We start from the raw sequence: 20,681 nt of genomic DNA on the forward strand, positions 1-20,681 counted from the left end.
TATTTTTTTTGTCTACAATTGGTATAATAATAAAGTTGAAAGGAGTGAATATAATGAGAAAAAAAGATGTAGTAGAAATGAAAATAGATAAGGTTCTCTTTCCCAATAAGGCTATTGGATATGTAGATGGAAAAAAGATTCAAGTCAAGGGAGGTATAGAGGGCCAAGTTGTAAAAGTATCTATTAAAAGAAAACGTAGAGATTTTTTTGAGGGTAAAATAATTGAAGTGATTAGAAAATCTCCTTTAGAAATAGATTCTGAATGTCCTCATTTTGGAAGGTGCGGAGGATGTACTTATCAATCTTTTTCTTATGAAGAAGAATTGAAATATAAACTAACCCAGGTAAAAGAATTATTTAATAGTGAAGGATTAGGAAATATTAATTTTTTAGGAATTGAAAAAAGTCCTAAAGAATATGAGTATAGAAATAAAATGGAGTTTACTTTTGGAGATGAGGAAAAAGGTGGACCGCTTTCTTTGGGACTTCATAGGCGGGGAAGATTTTATGAAATAGTAAATGTAGGAAATTGTAATATTGTAGATAGTGACTTTACAAATATTTTAAAGGAAGTAGTTAATTATTTCCAAGAAAAAAATACGTCTTATTATAATAAGAAACGTCATGAAGGCATTCTTAGGCATTTAGTTATAAGAAAAGCTCTATCTACTGGAGAGATATTGATAAATTTAGTTACTACCTCTCAGGGAGAAATAAATTTTAATGAACTTCTAGACAGATTAAACATTGTACAATTAAAGGGAGAAATTATAGGATTTCTTCATACTACTAATGACAATATAGCCGATGCAGTAAATGTAGATAGGATAGATTTAATATATGGTAGAGACTATATTGTAGAAGAAATACTAGGACTTAAGTTTAAAATTTCCCCATTTTCATTTTTCCAAACTAATACTTTTGGAGCAGAAAAATTATATTCTATAGTCAGAGATTTTGCAGGAGATATCGAAGACAAAGTAGTATTTGATTTATACTCAGGAACAGGAACTATAGCTCAAATAATGGCACCTGTGGCTGAAAAAGTTATAGGAATAGAAATAGTAGAAGAAGCAGTGGAAATGGCAAAAGAAAATGCCGAGTTAAATAGTCTTTCAAATGTGGAGTTTATAGCTGGTGACGTATTAAAAGAAGTAGGAAACATTAAAGAAAAGCCTGATTTAATAATTATAGACCCACCAAGAGAAGGAATAAATCCTAAGGCAATAGGAAAAATAATAGATTTTTCACCAGAAAAATTCGTCTATGTATCCTGCAATCCAGTAACATTAGTTAGGGACTTAAAAGAGTTTATAGATAAAGGATATAAAGTAGAAAAAGTAAAATGCATGGACATGTTCCCCAGAACGCCACACGTTGAGTGTGTTGTCTTGATGTCAAGGGTGGAGAAGTAGAAGGATTGCAAATGCCTATATAAATAAAGGGTTTCCAGACATTGAGCTTTTCTATAGGCTACTTTGCCGGAGGTTCTCATATCAGGAAACCCTTATTTTTATTGTTTGAGGTAACATATCAACTGCCCTGAAAGTGATAGGGTTGAGTTGACAGGTTAGATAACGCCTATTTTTGTAGGGGTTGAGTTGACAGGATAGATGTAGAATTTAATCTTCTCTCTCCGCATCTGTATCGAAAATTCTGTCAAGCTCCTCATTTGATATAATGCCACGTACTTTGTTTCTAACCGTTGTTTTTCCCATATCAAGACGATAGAAATGGTCACGACCATCCACACCTTTTTTTAGTCGAATAAGTTGAATCCTACCAAATTTATCCCAGTGTTTCTCAGCAAATTTTGCTAATCCTACAGCTTTGGGGTAATTGTCTTTACGACTAGGGTCATGAGGTTCAAGAATGTCGAAAACATAACCTTCTGTATCAGCTCTCACAACTACCAAATCTGGGAACATGGAAGTGGTAACGCCGTTAACTTCATACGGAATTTCGAGTGACCATTTTTTACGATCAAGATTACGCAACCAGCAAATAGCGCCATTTTTTAGTTCTTCATCAATAACTCCGCTTTCCCATTTATTTAGTGATGTTTGGAATGTGCCATCCTCAGCACAGTAGAGATGTTGTTCAAACTTTATTCTATCGTCTGGCAGATAAAAATCGATTGAATCCGGCAATACCCATGGCACTGCAATTGGTTGTGCTGAAGCGTTGATTAATCTTTCATAAACATTCTTTCGTGCCTCATTTAGCTTTGCAATGGCGCGTTTGTTATTTTCATACAGTGTAATAAATTCTTCCTCTGCGAAATCATTTATTCTTTCCATTGCATTAGTATCATTTGTAAGAACGATTATTTCAACTTTTACATCAATATGATCCCTGGTACTATTCCGAATCCAATATTCTTTGTGCAAGCCTTCCCCTAACAATTTTCCCGATTGTTCAAAATGACGAGAAATATCAAACTCTGATACTGTCATAGTCTGTGAGGACTCATCAAAAGAATAGGCATTGTCTCCATAATCAAATGTCAACGTGCCAAGCTCAAAGCCAGTGATTGCAGCTACTCGGTTTTCAAAATCACCACTTTCTTTGATCCGCGTGATTTCCTCATGCATTTTTAACAACACTGTGTTTTTGATAGTCTTTTGAGCTTCTAAGTCGATACCATCCATGGTAAGAGCACGAGAAATCTGAATTAATAATTTTAATGGTGCTTGCTTACGAACTGAATCTATCCGGTAAGTGATGAGGTTATCCATTGCATCAAACACGTCTGTATATGCCAAGTTTCGCCCTAATGTTACAAGCTCTTTGTTAGTTCCTGTTTCTGTTGGCATAATTGCTTCACTGTCACGTAAAGCATTAACAACATTTTTTACCGTTTCTTCATCAAAGTATGGAAGGAATAAGCTGACGCTGTTAAGTTCAGCATCAGATGATATCCTTCTGGCCAAAGGTGTACGAATAACTCGCCCTAACAATTGAGCAATATAAGTATAATCCTGCGCACTACGGAATGACATCATTGTTTCGGCACGTGGACAATCCCATCCTGTAGAGAGATTCATTTTGAAGAATACAACCATCACATTTTCTTCGTCATTTATTCTAGACGCTTCTATTTGTTGTATTTCAACATCACGTACTTTAAGTGTGCCACGGTCATTGAATGTATGCACGACTTCACCTGGCTGTAATTTGCGTCCTATTGTTTCTTCTAGTAAATCAATACAAGTTCCTAAATCAGTATGAGTTGCTTCACGCTCATTGCCATCTTCAACCTGTATAACAAGAATAGGGTTCACCATTTTCTCGTCTTCGCGCTCACAGTAGGATTTCCAATGAGCACATTTTTTGCGCCAATTATCTACTGCACCTTTAAACATTGTCATATCGGCAGTTAATTGAATATCTGGATAGTGTATGATGATTCTGTCTTTCAACAAACCGGACTCACGTACCTGCTCAGGTGGAACGATGACTTTCTGGACGGTTGATGTCGTTCCGGCAATTAAATTATCAAATCTCTGGGGTGTCGCTGTCACACCGATCACTAAAGGCATGACACAAAGTCCGTCTTCTTTACTGCCTTTAATAAATTTTTGCATTATTGACTGTGCCTTGTTTTCTGCTTGAACGGATGTATAGGTACCCCTATGCGCTTCATCAATCACCACATAAAATTGTTTAGGACTGCGCTTAGCAGTATTAGTAAGTGTTTCCCAGATGGAATATTGGCGTGTATCTGAAGTCCCTGTTAGCAGTTTATCAGAACCGAGTTTTTGAGTATTTAAAAAGTAAATGCAACCACCCTCGAAATATTCAGTGTTAAAGGTTGATTCTATTGTTACCAGATCACGAACACGAATTTTGTCAGATTTACTTTCAATCTTCAGCCTTGTTTGTTCGTTAAGCTCCGGTGAATCGGATAGCCAAATGAAAACAGAATCTGGCTCTCCAATGCTGTCAGCACTGCCATATAATATATCCTCAAAAAGTGTTGTCATAATGATAGTTTTTCCTGAACCCGTAGGGGCGGAAAAGGATATTATCTGTGGATCGCGTTCGCTCCACATCAAATGCGCTTTATTAATTTTATCATGTAGTTCGGCAAGGGCCGTTTCCTGAAAAGGAAATAATATATCTCTCATTTATGAATCCCTCCTGCTTCCCAACACAAAGTTATCGATATAATCGCGATAAAGTTGGTATGTGTTATTTGCTTTTACTCCAGCCGTCATTTCACGGAAAGCTTCCTCGGAGTTAGTAACGAAGTAGACTACTTGGATATTATCCTCTTCAGAAAGCTTTTCGGTAAACTCAGCAAACTTTGTTTCATCAACCAGGATAGCAAAGCCATTTTGAGGTAAAATTAGCATTTCAGGTTCATCATTGCTGTTTACTTCTGGTCGTTTTCCAATGGCACCAGATTTAAGCCATAGTAACGGTAATATTTCGCGGAACTGTTGACCTAATGAAACACTGTTTTTATCCAAGAATTCTAGCTTGAAGTATTCAGCGTTTGCAGGAAAGCCTTCACTCATAGGACGCTTAACTTGTGATGTTACGATGATTGACCCAAGTAAGTGAGAAACACGTGTTTTGATAGACTTGAATATGGCAGCTGATTTTGATGCAATATAAAAGTCTGTGATATGATCCTGTTCCTCAAGAGCAGTCAACCACTCATCAGCGGAATCTACATCAAAGAGAATTGAAGCTGTATGTTTATCCGAAACGATGAATTTACTGTCTTTGCTTACTAGTGATTGCGGTAGTTGTGCCTTTCCTTCCTTGTTTTTGAGTAAAGAGACGATTTGCTTTTTGCAGTAGCGGTTAATTCAGAAGGATTATCTACAAAACCCAACTGATAGAATGAGCGCTCAATCTCATTAGATGCAGTCTGAGTCGTGAAGTATTCACCTGTTAGGGTTGAACCATCATCTCGCTTGCCAAGAATGCTATACTTTGTCCTTGGCCAAGTTACCGCACGACAAATTCCATGTTTTTCCCATTCAATGTCGCCAGGCTGATAGCCATTTTTTTTCAAGGCCTTTGCTTCATCATCGGATACCTCATTATTTGTTACTAATATACAGCGGCGGTTTCCGTCATCCTCAGAATTAAGTAAATTTACTGCATGTAATGTGGTGCCGCTACCTGCAAAAAAGTCAACAATTAGAGCATTTTTCTTTCCGGATACAGCGAATGTTAATGCTTCATGGACAGCATAAAGCGATTTTGGGTATGAGAAGCCACCACCAAGTATGGATTTAATCATATCTGTACCGTGGGCTTCTGCATTACATAAAGGATCAGTCCAAACCGTTTTTGGAGGTTCGCTTTCTCTACGAAGGATAACTTCTATTCGATCTCCTTTTTTTTCAATAAACATTCTATCTTTTACTGATTCTACAGTATCGCGCCCATATCTCCATTTCTTTTCAATGCCATTCTTATCAATGGGCCAAACATAAATTGTACCATCTTCATTATGCTCTACTTGAGCTGTAGGGTGTAATTCTTTATCAAGTAAATCACCGAAACCGATGATATTATAATTAGAGTCTAAAATTACTGGATAAAAACATGTCGCACCTTCATATCGGCCTGATGTGCTCCCCCAACGTCTTAGATTATATACATCTCCACCAGTATGTTGCTTGCGGTAAATAGTACTTTCTGCTGAATATGAAAATATCGCATATTCGTGAGTCACAGAGAATTTTTTGCCCTGAGTTCCACCGGGATTATGCTGAATGGTTACACAAGTATGAGTTAGGTTTGGAAAAAGTTCATGAAGTAGAACCCATAGATGTGCATATTCATTATCATCTATTGTAGTAATCAAAACGCCATCATCAGCAAGTATTCTTTTTGCAATCTTTAATCGTTTTTGCATCATTGAGAGCCACTTACTGTGGCGCCAGTTATCACTAGAATCAACATAGTCATTATTGTATTTCCAATCCCGCGCACCTGTGTTGTATGGGGGGTCGATATAAATACAATCAACCTTCTTAGGGTAGAGATATTCCAGTAACTGAAGGGCATGATAATTGTCTGCTTCAATGACTGCATGCCATAAGTTACTATCAGGCGCATTTTCTACAGAATCAATCGGTTGAAGAGTGGGAAAAATTGGCTCGCCAAATTGAGCAACTGAAACTAGCTCCGTGATTGGTATGTTCTCGGTATTACCAGTTGCTTTGTTGCGGCAAAGGGCAACATCTCCATCTAACTTCAGTACCGTATATACATCATTAATGTGGCCTGTTTTTTGTGCAACAGTCGAGCCACGTTTGATAGGAACTTCATAAAGTGGAGTGCATTCAGGGATGTGCTCCTCAAATACAAGACCAAATTTTTTGTTTTTTGATATGCGGGCAAATTCCTGTTCCAAGCGATTACGCAAAGAAGTGTCAGGGATTTGACGCAGTAAATCATTGATTGCAGCCATTTTTTAAATCCTCCTATATTTAATCATTCGTTTCGTACTTACTCCACGAACGACCAAAAAGTTCATTTCCGTCTGATAAGCGCAAGATTGCTGTTTCTTCTAAAATTCTATGTGCTTTCTCGGTTGTAGAATCAGCTTTATCAAATGCAATAAAAACCTGGTGCTTGGTAGATTGATAACGTTCCAATATATGCTCCAGATGAACATCCTCAATACGTTTAAGAATATTGGAGTCATGGATGATCGCAGGAATTGGGCGTAATTCAAGTACACTCAAATCGTACACAACAAGGCTCTTGAATGCTGTTCCTTCACTTGTGTTGCCAGGAGTTTCGAAGATGATGTCCTTCTGGGGAGTGATATACAAAAGAGGAGCAGTTTCCTGTTTCTCAGTTACTACGCCGTTAATTGTTTCCATACGAAGATTGATGTCATCTTGTATCTCGCCTAGTTTTTCAGTTTGTTGCAACAATAGTTTTTCAAGTTTTTGCTCTGCTTCAGCTCGAGCATCCTGCAACTCTTTTTGATGAATCAACTCGGCTGTTTCTTCTTCAAGTCTATCAATGCTTTTTGATACATTAACACACTGAGAGAGTACTCTCTCAGACATCTCTTTTGCTATACCGGACTCTTCGATTTTTCGATTTAGGCGTCTGATTTCCTTATCATATTCTTCGATTAGTGGTTGTAATCGATAGATTTCCTGATCCATTTCTTCGCCTAAAATCTCTCTGATTTTTATATGAAAATGTTCAATTTCTTCAAATGCTTTTAAATTTGCATTTGGAAAGAAGCGTAGCAAGGATTCAAATTCACTTGCGGTTTCAGCCTTGCTGTCAGTTATATTGCTTTTTATAGCATTTAGCTGTGATTGCAGACGATTGCGCTTACGTATTATGCTATTCAATTCTTTTTGAACAGCTGTTATTCGTTCGAATGTTTGTGTATCAAACCCAAACATTGCTAATTGAGCCTCTTCGCTGTTTTTCATTAGCTTTTGGAGTCTCTTTCTCAATGACTCGATAGTCTTTTGGTTACTTTCGATTTTATCTATGTCCACCTTTTGACGCTGACGAGATTTAAGCTGTGAAGCTTTAATTCCGAGTTCTTCCTCCATAAATTTGATAGAAGCAAGGATTTTGTAATGACCAAATAGCTTCAATAGAAAATCCACAGCCTTTTCATCTTGCTCACGAGGTTTCACTAACAATGGATACTTTTCTAGTGTATTTTCACGTCCATAGATACGGAAAAAACGCTCGGTTATTTCTGAAAACGTAAGGGCTGGTAGCCCAATTTTATATTCCTGAAACAGAAATCTTCGAAATTCGTCAAGCGTCAATTTTGTTATGAAATGGCGCTCTTTATCGATTCGATATACACTTTTAGGATCGTCAGTGCTTCTATAGAAATAATATGGCTGTCCCTCAAATTCGAAAGTGAAATAGATGGTATGTGGGCCTATTTCCTTTTTTATATCATCTGTCAGGGAGTAGTAGCTTTCACCGCCGAATACATAATCTATAATCCATAGGAATGTTGATTTTCCGATTGCATTGCTACCGCCTGCGCTACCTAGAACTGTATTTAAGCCTGAGTTAAACCGGATAATTTGATGCTCTGGAGCAAATTTATCACATTGAATCTCTATCAACATATCGTAGCACCCTCCCTTCTTCAATTAGTCCAATTTTACCTAATGCAAACAAGCAGTCTAAAGCACTCAGGAAATCAGCCATGTCCTTTTCACGATATCTAGTTAGTTCAAATAACTCTTTAGGTGACATATCCTGTTGTGCTAATGCCTCTAAAATATCTGGGAAAAGAGAAATAACGCTGTTTGTATAGGAAGTTACTTTATTTGGTAATCTCATCGAACACCTCACACCTTTGAACGAAGTAGGAGATTATTATCTCGCAAGCTTCTCTATATTTGCGGCCGGTTTTTTCAAACAAAGTTTCAACAAGTAGGTTGTATATTGCGCTTTGAGATATATGTGATTCACTTGCATCTTCATACATCCGTTTGACGCTTTTTGCAAATTTATCGACGTTCAGCTTGTTTTCTCCGGCCAACCGATCTAATGCATCATTGACTCCCTGATACAACCACCGAACATCAAAAAGCACTCTTTCTTTCAAACGTTTTTCAGTGATTTTATTCTCAACTTTTACAGGTTCAATTTTGAGTTGTGTATCATCAGTAACATCCATTAAGTCAACTTCCCGAAGTACTTGTTCGATTTGCTTTTCTATTGTATATCTCGAGGTTGCATCTCTTGCAGCCATAAGAACTTCCAAGTCATGCTTTTCTGATAGTAAAGCTAATTTTACTTCCTCAGAAGCATTTTGAATTTCGCGCTCACATTCAACACATAAAACCACTTCATCAGTTTCTGAAAGGCGAACGACTTTAGCATAGTTAACGTCGTTGCCTTCTTTTTTTATACCTAAAACTCTTCCGCACTTTTGGCATTTGCCACCTGTTTCTGCAAGCAACACTAAAGAGCGGGCATCAATCGCAATTTCGTAAGCAGTTTCCATAGACAAATTGCTATACGTTGTAATGAAACTAATATCCATTTTTTGATCTTCAAAGGACTGTATGTACTCGGCAGTTGTCTCTTTCACGCTATCTTCGCAATTTCGGTTCTCGACATTTAATACTGTGTAAAGAAAAACTCCGGCGATAAAGTCTTCAAAAACAAAAGCATCACGTCTTACTATAGATTTCTTGGTCATGCCATTCACTATTTCGACTATTGTGTCAGGCTCAATTGTATTATCAGACGCAATAATGTCTTTCAGAGCAAGAATGATGAGGCTCCTTTTATTGCTATCCAACATGTTAAGAATGTGCTGTTTAAAGTAATTAGAAACAGCGCGTGGGTCTACTGTTGGAGCTTTATCAGTTATATTAGGCGATAGATTCTTTTTACCCAGAATTAAATCTGAAACAGTACCATCCTCACCACGAATATCATAAGTAGGCGCAATAGAAAGCAGCATGGTACCACATAGAAGTTTTTGTGAAATTCTTTTTGCGCTACAAATCTTTAAAATTGTTGCAAAAGTACCAAAACATAGCTTTTTCATATATTGCGCCTCCTTTCATTGAATTTAATCTGTTGAAGTATCGTCATCGACGTAGTCAACAATATCTCCAATGTTGACATCAAGGGCTTTACAGATTCTTCCTAACACATCCATGCTTACCGGCAGATCTTTACTCATTTTTGCTATCGTTGTCGACGTTAAGTTCGTTATTGCCATTAAATCCTTTTTCATCATTTTTTTATCTATTAAAAGTTTCCACAATTTGTTATAACTAAAAGCCATTATAATCGCCTCCAAGCACAATTGGATGGTATCCAAAGACGTGTCTTTATTATTATAGCAATTTACTAAGCGAAATACAATCAATTATTTAAATATGCTTATTCAATCTTTACGAACGCTTAGTTCGTTTGACATCATAAAAACGAATTGTTATTTGTGGAGTCCTAGCGGAGTGTCAGCGGAGTTGTAGCTGAGGATTTAAAGTGTATGACTTTATAAAATTTAGTTAGACGGTAAGACAAGCTGAACTTTTTGAAAAGGGGGTAAGTCATGGAAGAAATTCGTGATTGTAATGGTCGCATAGCTTGCAAGGGCAATGCAACAACAGGTCTCATAGAAGTGTTATATAAACGCTGTAAAACCAGTACACAAATACCTATTGGAGGAACTTTAAGAATTGAACGTGATGGTGTTGTGACGATAGTCACTCGATTAAGCGATTCTGCTTTTCATGTAGAAAGTCATGCTAATGTAGCATAGAAAGATAGCTAACTAAATAAAAAATCCGCAGAGCTGCACGACGGCCAGGATAAGTTCTCACACTAGAGAACTATCTTGGCCGTCCTTTTTTGTTCTACGGATCTTTTCGGCTTCTGCGGATTTTTCAAAGCCAAATTTTGAAAACCAAAGGAGTCAAATTATGAAAAGAGCGTACAAAACAAGTAAAAAGAAGAGAACTAACTACATCTATTACACTGCTGAAGGAACAAAGATTGTTATAACTCTAGGCGAAGATGGAGTCACCGAAGCGGACATCGAGCTTTTACATACTATGGATGATGACGAAGTGGACGAGCAGCGCCGGTACGATTATCGAGTGACAACACATCTGGATGCTTATCATGATGGTGAAGAGGAAGCGGCAAATGACCGCAATAAGTATCTTGCAGATGATACTACGAATCCTGAACATCTAATTACCCAAGCAGAAGATGAAGCTCAGCATCAAAATATATTGGACAAGTTAACCAAGGCAATGGAGTGTCTTTTACCTCAGCAAAAAGAACTCTTCAAAAAAGTGTACCTTGAGAAAAGATCCAACACTGATATAGCAGCAGAAGAAGGTGTCACAGAAGCGGCTATTCGCGGTCGCCTTAAGAAGCTTCAAGAACGACTTAGAAAAATTCTATCCTAATAGGGTTCGCAAGGACCCGTTATAAAAAATCTTTTCTCAAAAGGGGGTTCGAAAGAACTCTCTTTTTCGCTTATCGGTGAGGGGCAGATGAATCGCCCCCGGAAAGGAGATGGAATATGAGCCTTAAACACAAAGTTACTATCAATGTGGCAAGGCCCGGTGGCGAAAGAAGTTCAGTAATTCAAAGCAGTCGGAAGACAATCCGAACGAGAATGCTTGATTTCCTATTTGGAAAGAAAGTTAGTCTGCTAGTAATTACTCCCGGCGACTCAGTTGAGACGGTAGAAATTAAGGAAATCAAGGAAGGAGGTGTAGGCCATGAGTAAGGTTAAGCTTCTTCTCGATGTGGTGTCAGATCTTAGATCGTTGGCAGATAGTGTTCAGGCTGTAGCTGATGCAATAGCAAGTAATGGTCCTAATGAGGGTACAAAGCCAGAGCAACCAAAGCCTGAAAAACAGCCTGAAGAAAAGCAGATCACTTTAGAAGAAGTAAGGGCAGTACTTGCGGAAAAAAGCCATGACGGATTTACAGCTGAAGTAAGAGCACTTCTAGAAAAGTATGGTGCATCAAAACTCAGCCAGATTGATCCAAGCAAGTATGCTGCACTGCTTGCAGATGCGGAGGGATTGAAATGAGTAAACATGCAATTCTCTCTGCATCTGGAGCTCATCGCTGGATGAACTGTACACCATCGGCAAGGTTGGAGCTGGAGTTTGATGACAACAGCGGTGAAGCTGCAGCTGAAGGCACAGCTGCCCATGCGTTAAGTGAACATAAACTCCGCAAGGCGCTTAAGATGAGATCAAAAAAGCCGGTTTCTCCATATGACTCAGATGAGATGGATAATTACACCGATGGATATGTAGAGTATGTGCTTGAAGTGATTGAGCAAGCCAAGCAGACATGTAGTGACCCCTTAATCTTGATAGAACAGCGGCTTGATTTTTCAAAGTATGTTCCTGATGGCTTTGGGACCGGGGATTGTGTAATTATCGCTGACGGAACTCTTCACATTATTGATTTTAAGTATGGTCAGGGTGTCTTAGTCAGCGCAGAGGACAATCCTCAAATGAAACTATATGCCCTTGGTGCACTAGGTCTCTTTGATGGTATTTATGACATCGAGATGGTTTTAATGACAATTTATCAACCTCGTCGTGAAAATATCAGCACGTCCACAGTCTCAAAAGAAAGCTTGTATCGATGGGCTGAAGAAGTTTTGAAACCTAAAGCTGAACTGGCCTTCGCTGGTGACGGAAACTATTGCCCCGGAGAGTGGTGTCAATTTTGTCGGGCTGCAGTGAAATGTCGAGCAAGAGCAGAAGCGAAAATGAAACTGGCTACATTTGAGTTTGCGCTACCGCCACTTTTATCAGATGAAGAAATTGCTGAGATTCTATCTTCTATCGGTGATCTCACCAGATGGACAAATGAGATTATAGCCTATGCGACAGATGCAGCAGTTAATCATGGAAAGAAGTGGCCCGGCTTTAAAGTAGTCGAAGGCCGTTCCAACCGTAAATACAAAGATGAAGAAGCGGTCGCAGAAGCGGCAAAGAATGCAGGTTATCGCGACATATACAAGCAAAGTCTCATCACTATTACTGAAATGGAGAAATTGATGGGCAAGACAAAATTTAATGAAGTCATTGGTGGACTAATTATGAAGCCACCAGGCAAACCGACGCTAGTACCAGTTTCAGACAAGCGTCCTGAAATGAACACATCATCAGCAAAAAATGATTTTATGGAGGTATAATACTATGTCAAAAACAGTAAAAAGAACGAACCCAACGAAAGTAATCACAGGAGTTGTACGACTCTCTTATGCCAATGTCTGGGAACCTAAATCTATCAATGGCGGTACTGAAAAATACAGTGTGAGCCTGATTATCCCTAAGAGTGATACTAAAACCTTAAGCGCTATCAACGAAGCAGTGAATGCCGCCATAGAGGAAGGTAAAGGTAAATTCGGTGGGAAGATTCCCAATAAAGCAGTTCTCAAGCTCCCTCTGCGTGATGGCGACATTGATCGTCCGGATGATGAGGCTTATGCCAACAGCTATTTTATCAATGCCAACAGCAATACTGCTCCACAAATTGTAGACAGAAACGTCAATCCAATCCTTGATCGTTCAGAAGTGTACTCCGGTGTCTATGCAAGAGTGAGTATCAACTTCTACGCCTTTAACTCCAATGGAAATAAGGGTATAGCGTGTGGCCTTGGAAACATTCAAAAAATCCGCGATGGTGAGCCTTTAGGCGGTAGAACCAATGCAGCTGATGACTTTGCCACTGACGTGGATGACGACTTTTTATCATGAGAACCCTCAGCATAGATATAGAAACATATAGTAGCGTAGACATCGCCAAAAGCGGGGTCTATCGTTACGCTGAAGCACCGGATTTTCAAATCCTACTTTTGGGCTACAGTGTGGATGGTGGTCCTGTACAGGTAGTTGATTTGGCATGTGGCGAAAAGATCCCACAAGAAATCCAGAATGCAGTTCTAGATAGCCAGATTATAAAGTGGGCATTTAATGCTCAATTTGAACGAATCTGCTTGTCTCGTCATTTTGGTGTCTGGCTTGAGCCTGCTTCATGGCGTTGTACGATGGTGTGGTCTGCCTACCTAGGACTTCCTCTATCGCTAGAAGGAGCGGCTCTTGTAACAGGAGCTGATAAGAAAAAGCTGACTGAGGGTAAGGAACTCATAAGATATTTCTCAGTTCCCTGCAAAGCGACTCAGTCTAATGGAGGCCGAACTCGCAATCTACCGGAGCATGCTTTAGAAAAGTGGGAGAGTTTCAAAGCATATAACCTTCGAGATGTTGAAGCTGAACTTTCCATACAGGCAAAGCTTCATAAGTTCCCTATGCCAGAAGAGGAGTGGCAGAACTATATTCTAGACCAGCAGATTAATGATCGAGGTATTCAATTGGATTTAGAATTGGTAAGGCAGGCTATCCAGTGTGATGAACAAACCCGAGAGGAATTCACAAGCCGACTAAAAGAGCTTACTAAACTTGAAAATCCAAACTCAGTGACCCAGATGAAAACCTGGCTATCGGAAAGTGGTCTGGAAACGGATAGTCTTGATAAGGCGTCAGTTAAGGCACTATTAAAGGAAGCTCCAGATCACCTGAGTGAAGTGCTGGAATTGAGGCAACTACTAGCCAAGTCCAGTGTAAAGAAATACACCGCTATGGAAAATGCAGTATGTGCAGATGAAAGAGCACGTGGTCTATTGCAGTTTTATGGTGCCAATCGAACCGGCAGATTTGCAGGGAGGCTTATACAAGTTCAAAATCTTCCGCAGAACCATTTGCCGGATCTGGAGCAGGCGCGAAGGTTAGTTAGAGGTGGTCATTTTGAGGCCTTGGAATTATTGTACGATTCTGTTCCAGGAGTTTTGTCCGAGTTAATCCGTACTGCCTTTGTTCCAAAGAAAGGATATAAGTTTATTGTTGCTGATTTTAGTGCAATTGAAGCTAGAGTGATTGCCTGGCTCGCAGGCGAGACATGGAGAAATGAGGTATTCGCTACCCATGGCAAGATTTACGAAGCATCCGCTTCCCAGATGTTTAGGGTCCCCTTGGAAGAAGTCACAAAAGGTAGTCCACTCAGACAAAAAGGAAAAATTGCGGAGTTGGCCTTGGGTTATGGTGGATCGGTTGGTGCGTTAAAAGCAATGGGAGCACTTGATATGGGTCTTACCGAAGAAGAGTTAAAGCCACTGGTATATGCGTGGAGAAATGCGAATCCAAACATTGTTAGGCTTTGGTGGGATGTCGATAGAGCAGTTAAAAAAGCTGTAAAAGAAAGATCCAGAACAGAAACTCATCGTATCCGATTTGAATATCGTAGTGGAATGCTGTTGATATGGCTGCCATCCGGGAGACAGCTTACCTATGTCAAACCAAGGATGGGGATTAACAGATTCGGCAGTGAAACAGTGACGTATGAAGGCGTTGGTGCCACAAAGAAGTGGGAGCGTATTGAAAGCTATGGTCCGAAGTTTGTTGAGAACATCGTGCAGGCCATTTCAAGAGATCTTCTTTGCTATGCCATGAGAAAGCTTAATGAAAAAGGTTTTGATATTGTAATGCATGTCCATGATGAGGTAGTTTTAGAGGTTCCTTTAGAAGTATCTGTTCCAGATATATGTGCTCTTATGGGACAGACACCACCTTGGGCTCAGGGGCTTTTGCTTCGTGCTGATGGGTTTGAATGTGATTTTTATAAAAAAGATTAATTTGAGGGGGTTCGAAGCCTCCTCTTTTTTTGCTTATAGCTGAGGGCATGTTTTATCGCTCTACAACTATATGCTGGAGGTTCGATATGAACAAATTAACTATTTTCAACTACGAGGGCAACAATGTCAGAACAATTTTAAAGGAAGGTAGTCCTTGGTGGGTACTTAAGGATGTCTGTGCTGTACTCGGTATCTCAAAATATCGAGATGCGGCAGAAAGATTAGATGCCGATGAAAGGGAGCCGGTAAGAGTGGACACCCCTGGTGGTCCGCAGGAAATGACATGTATCAATGAAAGTGGACTATACAATTTAATTCTTCGCTCTGACAAGCCAGGGGCTAAAAAGTTCAAGCGCTGGGTAACTCATGAGGTTCTTCCTTCAATCAGAAGGCATGGACTTTATGCTACAGATGAGTTGCTTGCTAATCCAGACTTTTTAATTAAAGCATTGCAGGAACTTAAAGCTGCAAGAGCCAAAAATGCCGAGCTAACAACTACGATTAGTATTCAGGAACAGCAGATTGCAGAAATGAAACCAAAAGCCAGTTATTACGATGTGGTGCTTAATTGCAAGGATGCGGTGTCTATCACAACAATCGCCAAGGATTATGGAAAGTCTGGTCGCTGGTTCAATGAATATCTACATGATCTTGGCGTTCAGTTCCGTCAAGGGAAAATCTGGCTCTTATATCAAAAGTATGCCCAACATGGATATACAACAACAAAAACCCATACGTACCCTGGAAAGGATGGAACGATACATTCAAAGGTTCATACCTATTGGACTCAGAAAGGACGCTTGTTTATTTATGAGCTTCTAAAGGATCATGGCATTTTACCACTGATTGAACAAGAGTCTGAATTCGAGGGGATGTAGTTATGGATAGATATAACGCCGATAGCTATCCAGATCCAACTGCAGCAGAAGCCTTGGAAAATGTCATGCGTGAAGAAAAAGTAAAATGCTACAAACCTTGTGTCTTTATTTGTTCACCTTTTGCTGGGGATACAGAAAAAAATCTGAAGAAGGCCAGAAAATATCTGAAGTTTGCAGTGGAGCAAGGAACTATTCCTTTTGCTCCTCATCTGCTATACCCTCAAGTTCTAGATGATAGCGATCCAGAACAAAGAAAACTAGGACTATTCTTTGGAATGGTTTGGCTTAGAAAGTGCGAGGAACTGTGGGTATTTGGTCGCAACATCTCAAAAGGAATGCAAGCAGAAATAGATAAAGCATCGAAGCATCGTATTCCTATTCGGTATTTTACCGAAAACTGCAGGGAGGTGCAGAAGATATGAAGATAGCGGTTGGTAACAGCCGAATGGATAAAAAGTGGAAGAACAAAGACATCACATGGGAGGACTTCATCTCCCGAGTTAAATCTACTATACGAACAACAGAAACAGTATCTGAATTCCGAAAAATGAGTCGCGCTCAGCAGGACTCAATAAAAGACGTCGGTGGATTTGTGGGAGGAGCTCTTCGTGAAGGAAAGCGCAGAAATGGTTATGTCCTCTCCCGCTCCCTTCTGACATTAGATATGGATTATGCCAAACCGAGGATTTGGGATCAAATTGAAGCATTACATGATTTCAAATGCTGCATCTATTCAACCCATAAACATACACCAGATGCACCGCGATTAAGACTTATCATTCCAATTAAAAGAGAAGTAACAGAGGATGAATACCCAGCTCTTGGCCGGATGGTTGCAAAGGAGATTGGGATTGATTTATTCGATGATACCACTTATGAGCCATCTAGGTTAATGTATTGGCCATCCACACCGTCTGATGGAGAATTTGTCTTTAAAGAAAAGGATGGAGAGCTTTTAGATCCTGATGTTTATCTTTCCAAATATGCAGATTGGCGGGATACATCCATGTGGCCTGTATCCACAAGACAATCAGAGGTTGTACAAAGGAAAATCACAAAGCAAGCAGACCCTTTAAGTAAAGAGGGCGTTGTCGGGGCATTTTGCAGAGCTTATACCATTGAAGAAGCTATTAATACATTCTTGACGGATGTATATGAGTCAAGTGCTATGAATGGTAGGTTTGATTATATCCCTGCAGATTCTTCTGCGGGCTTGGTAATCTATGACGGTAAATTTGCTTATAGCCATCATGCCACAGATCCAGCATGTGGAATGCTGCTAAACGCTTTTGATCTGGTCCGAGTGCATAAGTTTCGCGACTTAGATGAAAAGGCGGCAGAAAATACATCACCTAGCAAACTACCTTCGTTTAAAGCTATGACTGATTTAACTTTAGAGGATGAACGGGTAAAAGAGCAGTTTGCAGAAGAACGAAAGGCTCAGGCTGAAAAAGAGTTTATTGATGAAGATTGGGAAAAGCAGCTGGAGCTTGACAAGACAGGATCAGTTAAAAATACCCTTAGAAACTTGATTTTAATACTTGAAAATGATCCAAATCTGAAAGGCATTGTGTTTAATCAGCTATCAGACAGTCTCGAAATTAAAGGTGATGTTCCTTGGCCACATCCATCTAAGTTCTGGAGAGATGCAGATGATGCCCAGCTAATCAGCTACATTGACACCCACTACGGAACCTTCTCTGCAAGAAACTATGATGTGGCCGTAGCAAAGGTAGCTGACGACCGATCTTATCATCCTATTCGTGAGTTTATTGATGCACTCCCTGAATGGGATAAGGTACCGCGAGTAGATACCCTGCTCATCGATTATCTAGGTGCATCAGATAACTCTTATGTTCGGGCTGTAACAAGAAAAACTTTATGTGCAGCTATCTCTCGTGTGCTAACTCCTGGTATCAAATTCGATTCCATGTTGGTTCTTAATGGCCCGCAGGGAGTTGGAAAAAGCACTCTCATAGCCAAGTTGGGTGGAGACTGGTTTTCAGATAGCTTGAACTTATCGGATACCAAGGATAAGACCGCCGCAGAAAAACTTCAAGGTTACTGGATTTTAGAAATTGGAGAACTAGCCGGACTTAAAAAAGCTGAAGTCGAAACACTTCGAAGTTTCTTGTCTCGCCAAAATGACATTTATCGTGCCAGCTTTGGCAGGAGAGCTACTCCGCACTTAAGACAATGTATCTTTTTCGGAACCACCAATGCTGAGAAAGGCTATTTGCGGGACACCACAGGAAACCGTCGCTTCTGGCCAGTAAAGACTCCGGGAAATGGCACAAAAAAATCTTGGCAGCTAAAGCAGGATGAAATTCTGCAGATATGGGCTGAGGCTCTTACCTATGTAAAGGCTGGAGAGAAATTGTACCTTGATGCTAGCCTTGAAAAGCTTGCAAAAGAAGAACAGCGAGAAGCTATGGAGTCCGATGAGCGAGAAGGTTTGGTTAGAGAGTACCTTGATATGCTTTTACCTGAGGATTGGGACACCATGGATCTATATGAACGTCGAGCCTATATCAACGGGACTGAGTTTGGTGAAAGCCAAAGGGTTGGTGTTTGGAAACGAAAATCGGTTTCTAATATGGAAATCTGGTGTGAGTGCTTTGGCAAAGATCGAGCCAATCTCCGAAGAATGGATGGCAATGAGATATCTGCAATTATGGCAAGTATCGGAGGCTGGACTGGACTCGTGAAAAAAGAACGTATCCCGCTTTATGGACCACAATGGGTTTATGTTCCCAAAACATAATTTAGTTTGGAACACATGGAACAATTTTTTCTCGGGAACAGATTTCACCTGTTCCGGTGAAACAAAAACGGTCTTTTGGTACACCTCATCGGAACAGGCGGCAGCCCCTTGTAAAGTAGGCTACTTTATAACTTATGTTCCATTGTTCCAAAAATAATTATTAAAAATAATCCTAAAGACAAAAAGAAGAAATTACCTGCAGACGCGTATATACGCGCGTATAGAGACTTTTTGGATTTAGGGAACATGGAGGCTATATGAGAGAAAAATGGATTGAACAACAACTGGTAAAAGCAGTAAAAGATATAGGCGGCATTGCACTGAAGATTGCATCACCAGGTTTTGATGGAATGCCAGACAGATTGATTCTTTTGCCGGATAAAAAAATAGCTTTTGTGGAGGTAAAAGCTCCAGGTAAAACCTTAAGGCCTCTACAGGAAAAGCGAAAAAGACAGTTAGAATCACTTGGATTTTTGGTATTCTGCCTGGATCACATAGAACAGATTGGAGGGATACTTCATGAAATACAAGCCTCATGAATATCAGGTTTATGCCACTGAGTATATCCTCACCCATCCCATAGCAGCAGTGCTTTTAGATATGGGATTAGGTAAGAGTGTCATTACCTTAACTGCCATCTTTGATTTAACACTGGATAGTTTTCTTGTTCGTAAGGTTCTGGTCATTGCACCTCTTCGAGTAGCCAGAGATACATGGCCTGCAGAGCTTGAAAAGTGGGATCACCTAAAAGGTCTTAAATACACCGTAGCAGTTGGCTCTGAGGTACAGAGGAAAACAGCCCTTATGAAAAGAGCTCAGGTATACATCATCAATCGAGAAAATGTCGAATGGCTAATTTCTAGAAGTGCCATACCCTTTGATTTTGACATGGTAGTAATCGATGAGCTGTCATCCTTCAAATCCCATCAAGCGAAACGGTTTAAAAGCCTACTTAAAGTCAGGCCAAAGATTAAAAGGATCGTAGGGCTTACCGGAACGCCATCATCCAATGGACTGATGGATTTATGGGCTGAGTATCGCCTGCTGGATATGGGACAGCGATTGGGCAGGTTTATTGGCAGATATCGAGAGGACTTTTTCGTACCAGATAAACGCAATCAGCAAGTGATCTTCTCCTACAAACCAAAACCGGGAGCAGAAGAAGCTATTTATAGGCTCATATCTGACATCACTATTAGCATGAAAGGGACAGACTACCTGAAGTTGCCGGAGTTGGTTATAAACGAAGTGCCAGTGAAGCTTTCTGAAAAAGAAATGAAAACTATCGACACTATGAAGCGGGATTTAATTACAACGGTGAAAGGTGAGGATATTACTGCTGCTAATGCAGCAGCTCTTTCAGGAAAGCTCCTGCAGATGGCAAACGGAGCAGTCTATGATGATCAAGGTGTAGTTATTCATATACATGACCGTAAGCTGGATGCACTGGAAGACTTAATCGAAGCCGCTAATGGCAAACCAGTTCTAATTGCTTATTGGTTTAAGCATGATTTATCTCGAATACAAAAGCGCTTTGAAGTTGAGGTATTATCCACTAGCGATTCTATTAAAAGGTGGAATGATGGAGAAATCCCCATTGCAGTCATCCATCCAGCATCAGCAGGCCATGGACTGAACTTGCAAGCTGGAGGTTCAACTCTTGTATGGTTTGGCCTGACTTGGAGCTTGGAGCTTTACCAGCAAACCAATGCCCGTCTTTGGCGTCAAGGACAAAATGAAACGGTAGTGATCCATCACCTGATTGCCAAAGGCACCATTGATGAGCGTGTAATGAAAGCTTTAAAAGATAAAGACAATACCCAATCCGCACTGATAGATGCGGTAAAAGCAACACTAAAGGAGGTCTGAT

General features: G+C 39.9%; 19 protein-coding genes. 12 read left to right on the forward strand and 7 right to left on the reverse strand.

The annotated features are described in order from the left end of the window. Positions 1 to 53: 53 nt before the first annotated feature. Positions 54 to 1,415, forward strand: coding sequence for a 23S rRNA (uracil(1939)-C(5))-methyltransferase RlmD (rlmD, locus tag NSA23_RS06200; RefSeq protein ID WP_257490338.1), 1,362 nt, complete (start codon positions 54 to 56; stop codon positions 1,413 to 1,415). Between the two features lie 207 nt (positions 1,416 to 1,622). On the opposite strand, the gene NSA23_RS06205 is transcribed toward rlmD, so the two are convergent. From NSA23_RS06205 to NSA23_RS06235, 7 genes are all read right to left on the reverse strand, one after another. After that, positions 1,623 to 4,130 (reverse strand): DEAD/DEAH box helicase, encoded by a 2,508-nt coding sequence (locus tag NSA23_RS06205; RefSeq protein ID WP_042679904.1) that lies wholly within the window; start codon positions 4,128 to 4,130, stop codon positions 1,623 to 1,625. Continuing rightward, entirely contained in the window at positions 4,131 to 4,661 is a 531-nt protein-coding gene (locus NSA23_RS06210) for a hypothetical protein (protein WP_257490339.1), read from the reverse strand. Between the two features lie 80 nt (positions 4,662 to 4,741). Further along, positions 4,742 to 6,439: a site-specific DNA-methyltransferase gene (locus tag NSA23_RS06215; protein WP_257490340.1), complete on the reverse strand. Its 1,698-nt coding sequence runs from the start codon at positions 6,437 to 6,439 to the stop codon at positions 4,742 to 4,744. A 19-nt stretch (positions 6,440 to 6,458) separates the two neighbouring features. Continuing rightward, on the reverse strand, positions 6,459 to 8,096 hold the full coding sequence (locus tag NSA23_RS06220) for a DUF2326 domain-containing protein (protein ID WP_042679900.1): 1,638 nt from the start codon (positions 8,094 to 8,096) through the stop codon (positions 6,459 to 6,461). Further along, positions 8,074 to 8,313 carry an ABC-three component system middle component 7 gene (locus NSA23_RS06225; RefSeq protein WP_021401094.1) on the reverse strand — a complete coding sequence of 80 codons (240 nt, stop codon included), beginning with the start codon at positions 8,311 to 8,313 and terminating at the stop codon, positions 8,074 to 8,076. The genes NSA23_RS06220 and NSA23_RS06225 overlap by 23 nt, the downstream gene beginning before the upstream one ends. Further along, positions 8,297 to 9,535: an ABC-three component system protein gene (locus NSA23_RS06230; protein ID WP_042679898.1), complete on the reverse strand. Its 1,239-nt coding sequence runs from the start codon at positions 9,533 to 9,535 to the stop codon at positions 8,297 to 8,299. The genes NSA23_RS06225 and NSA23_RS06230 overlap by 17 nt, the downstream gene beginning before the upstream one ends. Positions 9,536 to 9,559: 24 nt before the next feature. Next, the gene (locus tag NSA23_RS06235) at positions 9,560 to 9,778 is read right to left on the reverse strand and encodes a helix-turn-helix domain-containing protein (RefSeq protein WP_021401135.1); all 219 of its coding nucleotides are present in this window, start codon (positions 9,776 to 9,778) and stop codon (positions 9,560 to 9,562) included. Between the two features lie 270 nt (positions 9,779 to 10,048). Between NSA23_RS06235 and NSA23_RS06240 the strand changes: the two genes are divergently transcribed. The 11 genes from NSA23_RS06240 (at position 10,049) to NSA23_RS06290 (ending at position 20,680) form a co-directional block, all read left to right on the forward strand. Beyond that, entirely contained in the window at positions 10,049 to 10,258 is a 210-nt protein-coding gene (locus NSA23_RS06240) for a hypothetical protein (RefSeq protein ID WP_042679895.1), read from the forward strand. Positions 10,259 to 10,418: 160 nt separating this feature from the next. Beyond that, entirely contained in the window at positions 10,419 to 10,913 is a 495-nt protein-coding gene (locus NSA23_RS06245) for an RNA polymerase sigma factor (protein WP_042679893.1), read from the forward strand. 318 nt (positions 10,914 to 11,231) lie between these two features. Next, positions 11,232 to 11,549 (forward strand): rRNA biogenesis protein rrp5, encoded by a 318-nt coding sequence (locus NSA23_RS06250; RefSeq protein WP_042679889.1) that lies wholly within the window; start codon positions 11,232 to 11,234, stop codon positions 11,547 to 11,549. Then, on the forward strand, positions 11,546 to 12,673 hold the full coding sequence (locus NSA23_RS06255; protein WP_042679887.1) for a DUF2800 domain-containing protein: 1,128 nt from the start codon (positions 11,546 to 11,548) through the stop codon (positions 12,671 to 12,673). The genes NSA23_RS06250 and NSA23_RS06255 overlap by 4 nt, the downstream gene beginning before the upstream one ends. Positions 12,674 to 12,677: 4 nt before the next feature. Beyond that, a complete protein-coding gene (locus NSA23_RS06260) occupies positions 12,678 to 13,238 on the forward strand; it encodes a DUF2815 family protein (RefSeq protein ID WP_042679885.1) in 561 nt (186 codons plus the stop codon). Positions 13,239 to 13,348: 110 nt separating this feature from the next. Then, positions 13,349 to 15,169: a DNA polymerase gene (locus NSA23_RS06265; RefSeq protein ID WP_257490341.1), complete on the forward strand. Its 1,821-nt coding sequence runs from the start codon at positions 13,349 to 13,351 to the stop codon at positions 15,167 to 15,169. A gap of 86 nt (positions 15,170 to 15,255) precedes the next feature. Then, complete coding sequence (locus NSA23_RS06270) at positions 15,256 to 16,047, forward strand: phage antirepressor (protein ID WP_042679881.1); 792 nt, start codon at positions 15,256 to 15,258, stop codon at positions 16,045 to 16,047. Positions 16,048 to 16,049: 2 nt separating this feature from the next. Next, positions 16,050 to 16,469, forward strand: coding sequence for a DUF7768 domain-containing protein (locus tag NSA23_RS06275; RefSeq protein ID WP_039652070.1), 420 nt, complete (start codon positions 16,050 to 16,052; stop codon positions 16,467 to 16,469). Beyond that, positions 16,466 to 18,811, forward strand: coding sequence for a virulence-associated E family protein (locus NSA23_RS06280; protein WP_042679878.1), 2,346 nt, complete (start codon positions 16,466 to 16,468; stop codon positions 18,809 to 18,811). Before NSA23_RS06275 ends, NSA23_RS06280 begins: the two co-directional genes overlap by 4 nt. Before the next feature lie 257 nt (positions 18,812 to 19,068). Continuing rightward, entirely contained in the window at positions 19,069 to 19,350 is a 282-nt protein-coding gene (locus NSA23_RS06285; RefSeq protein WP_039652072.1) for a VRR-NUC domain-containing protein, read from the forward strand. Then, positions 19,331 to 20,680: a DEAD/DEAH box helicase gene (locus NSA23_RS06290; RefSeq protein ID WP_042679875.1), complete on the forward strand. Its 1,350-nt coding sequence runs from the start codon at positions 19,331 to 19,333 to the stop codon at positions 20,678 to 20,680. The genes NSA23_RS06285 and NSA23_RS06290 overlap by 20 nt, the downstream gene beginning before the upstream one ends. Position 20,681: the final 1 nt, after the last annotated feature.

Origin of the sequence: Anaerosalibacter massiliensis (assembly GCF_024623155.1) — a bacterium.
Taxonomy (GTDB): Bacteria; Bacillota; Clostridia; order Tissierellales; family Sporanaerobacteraceae; genus Anaerosalibacter; species Anaerosalibacter massiliensis.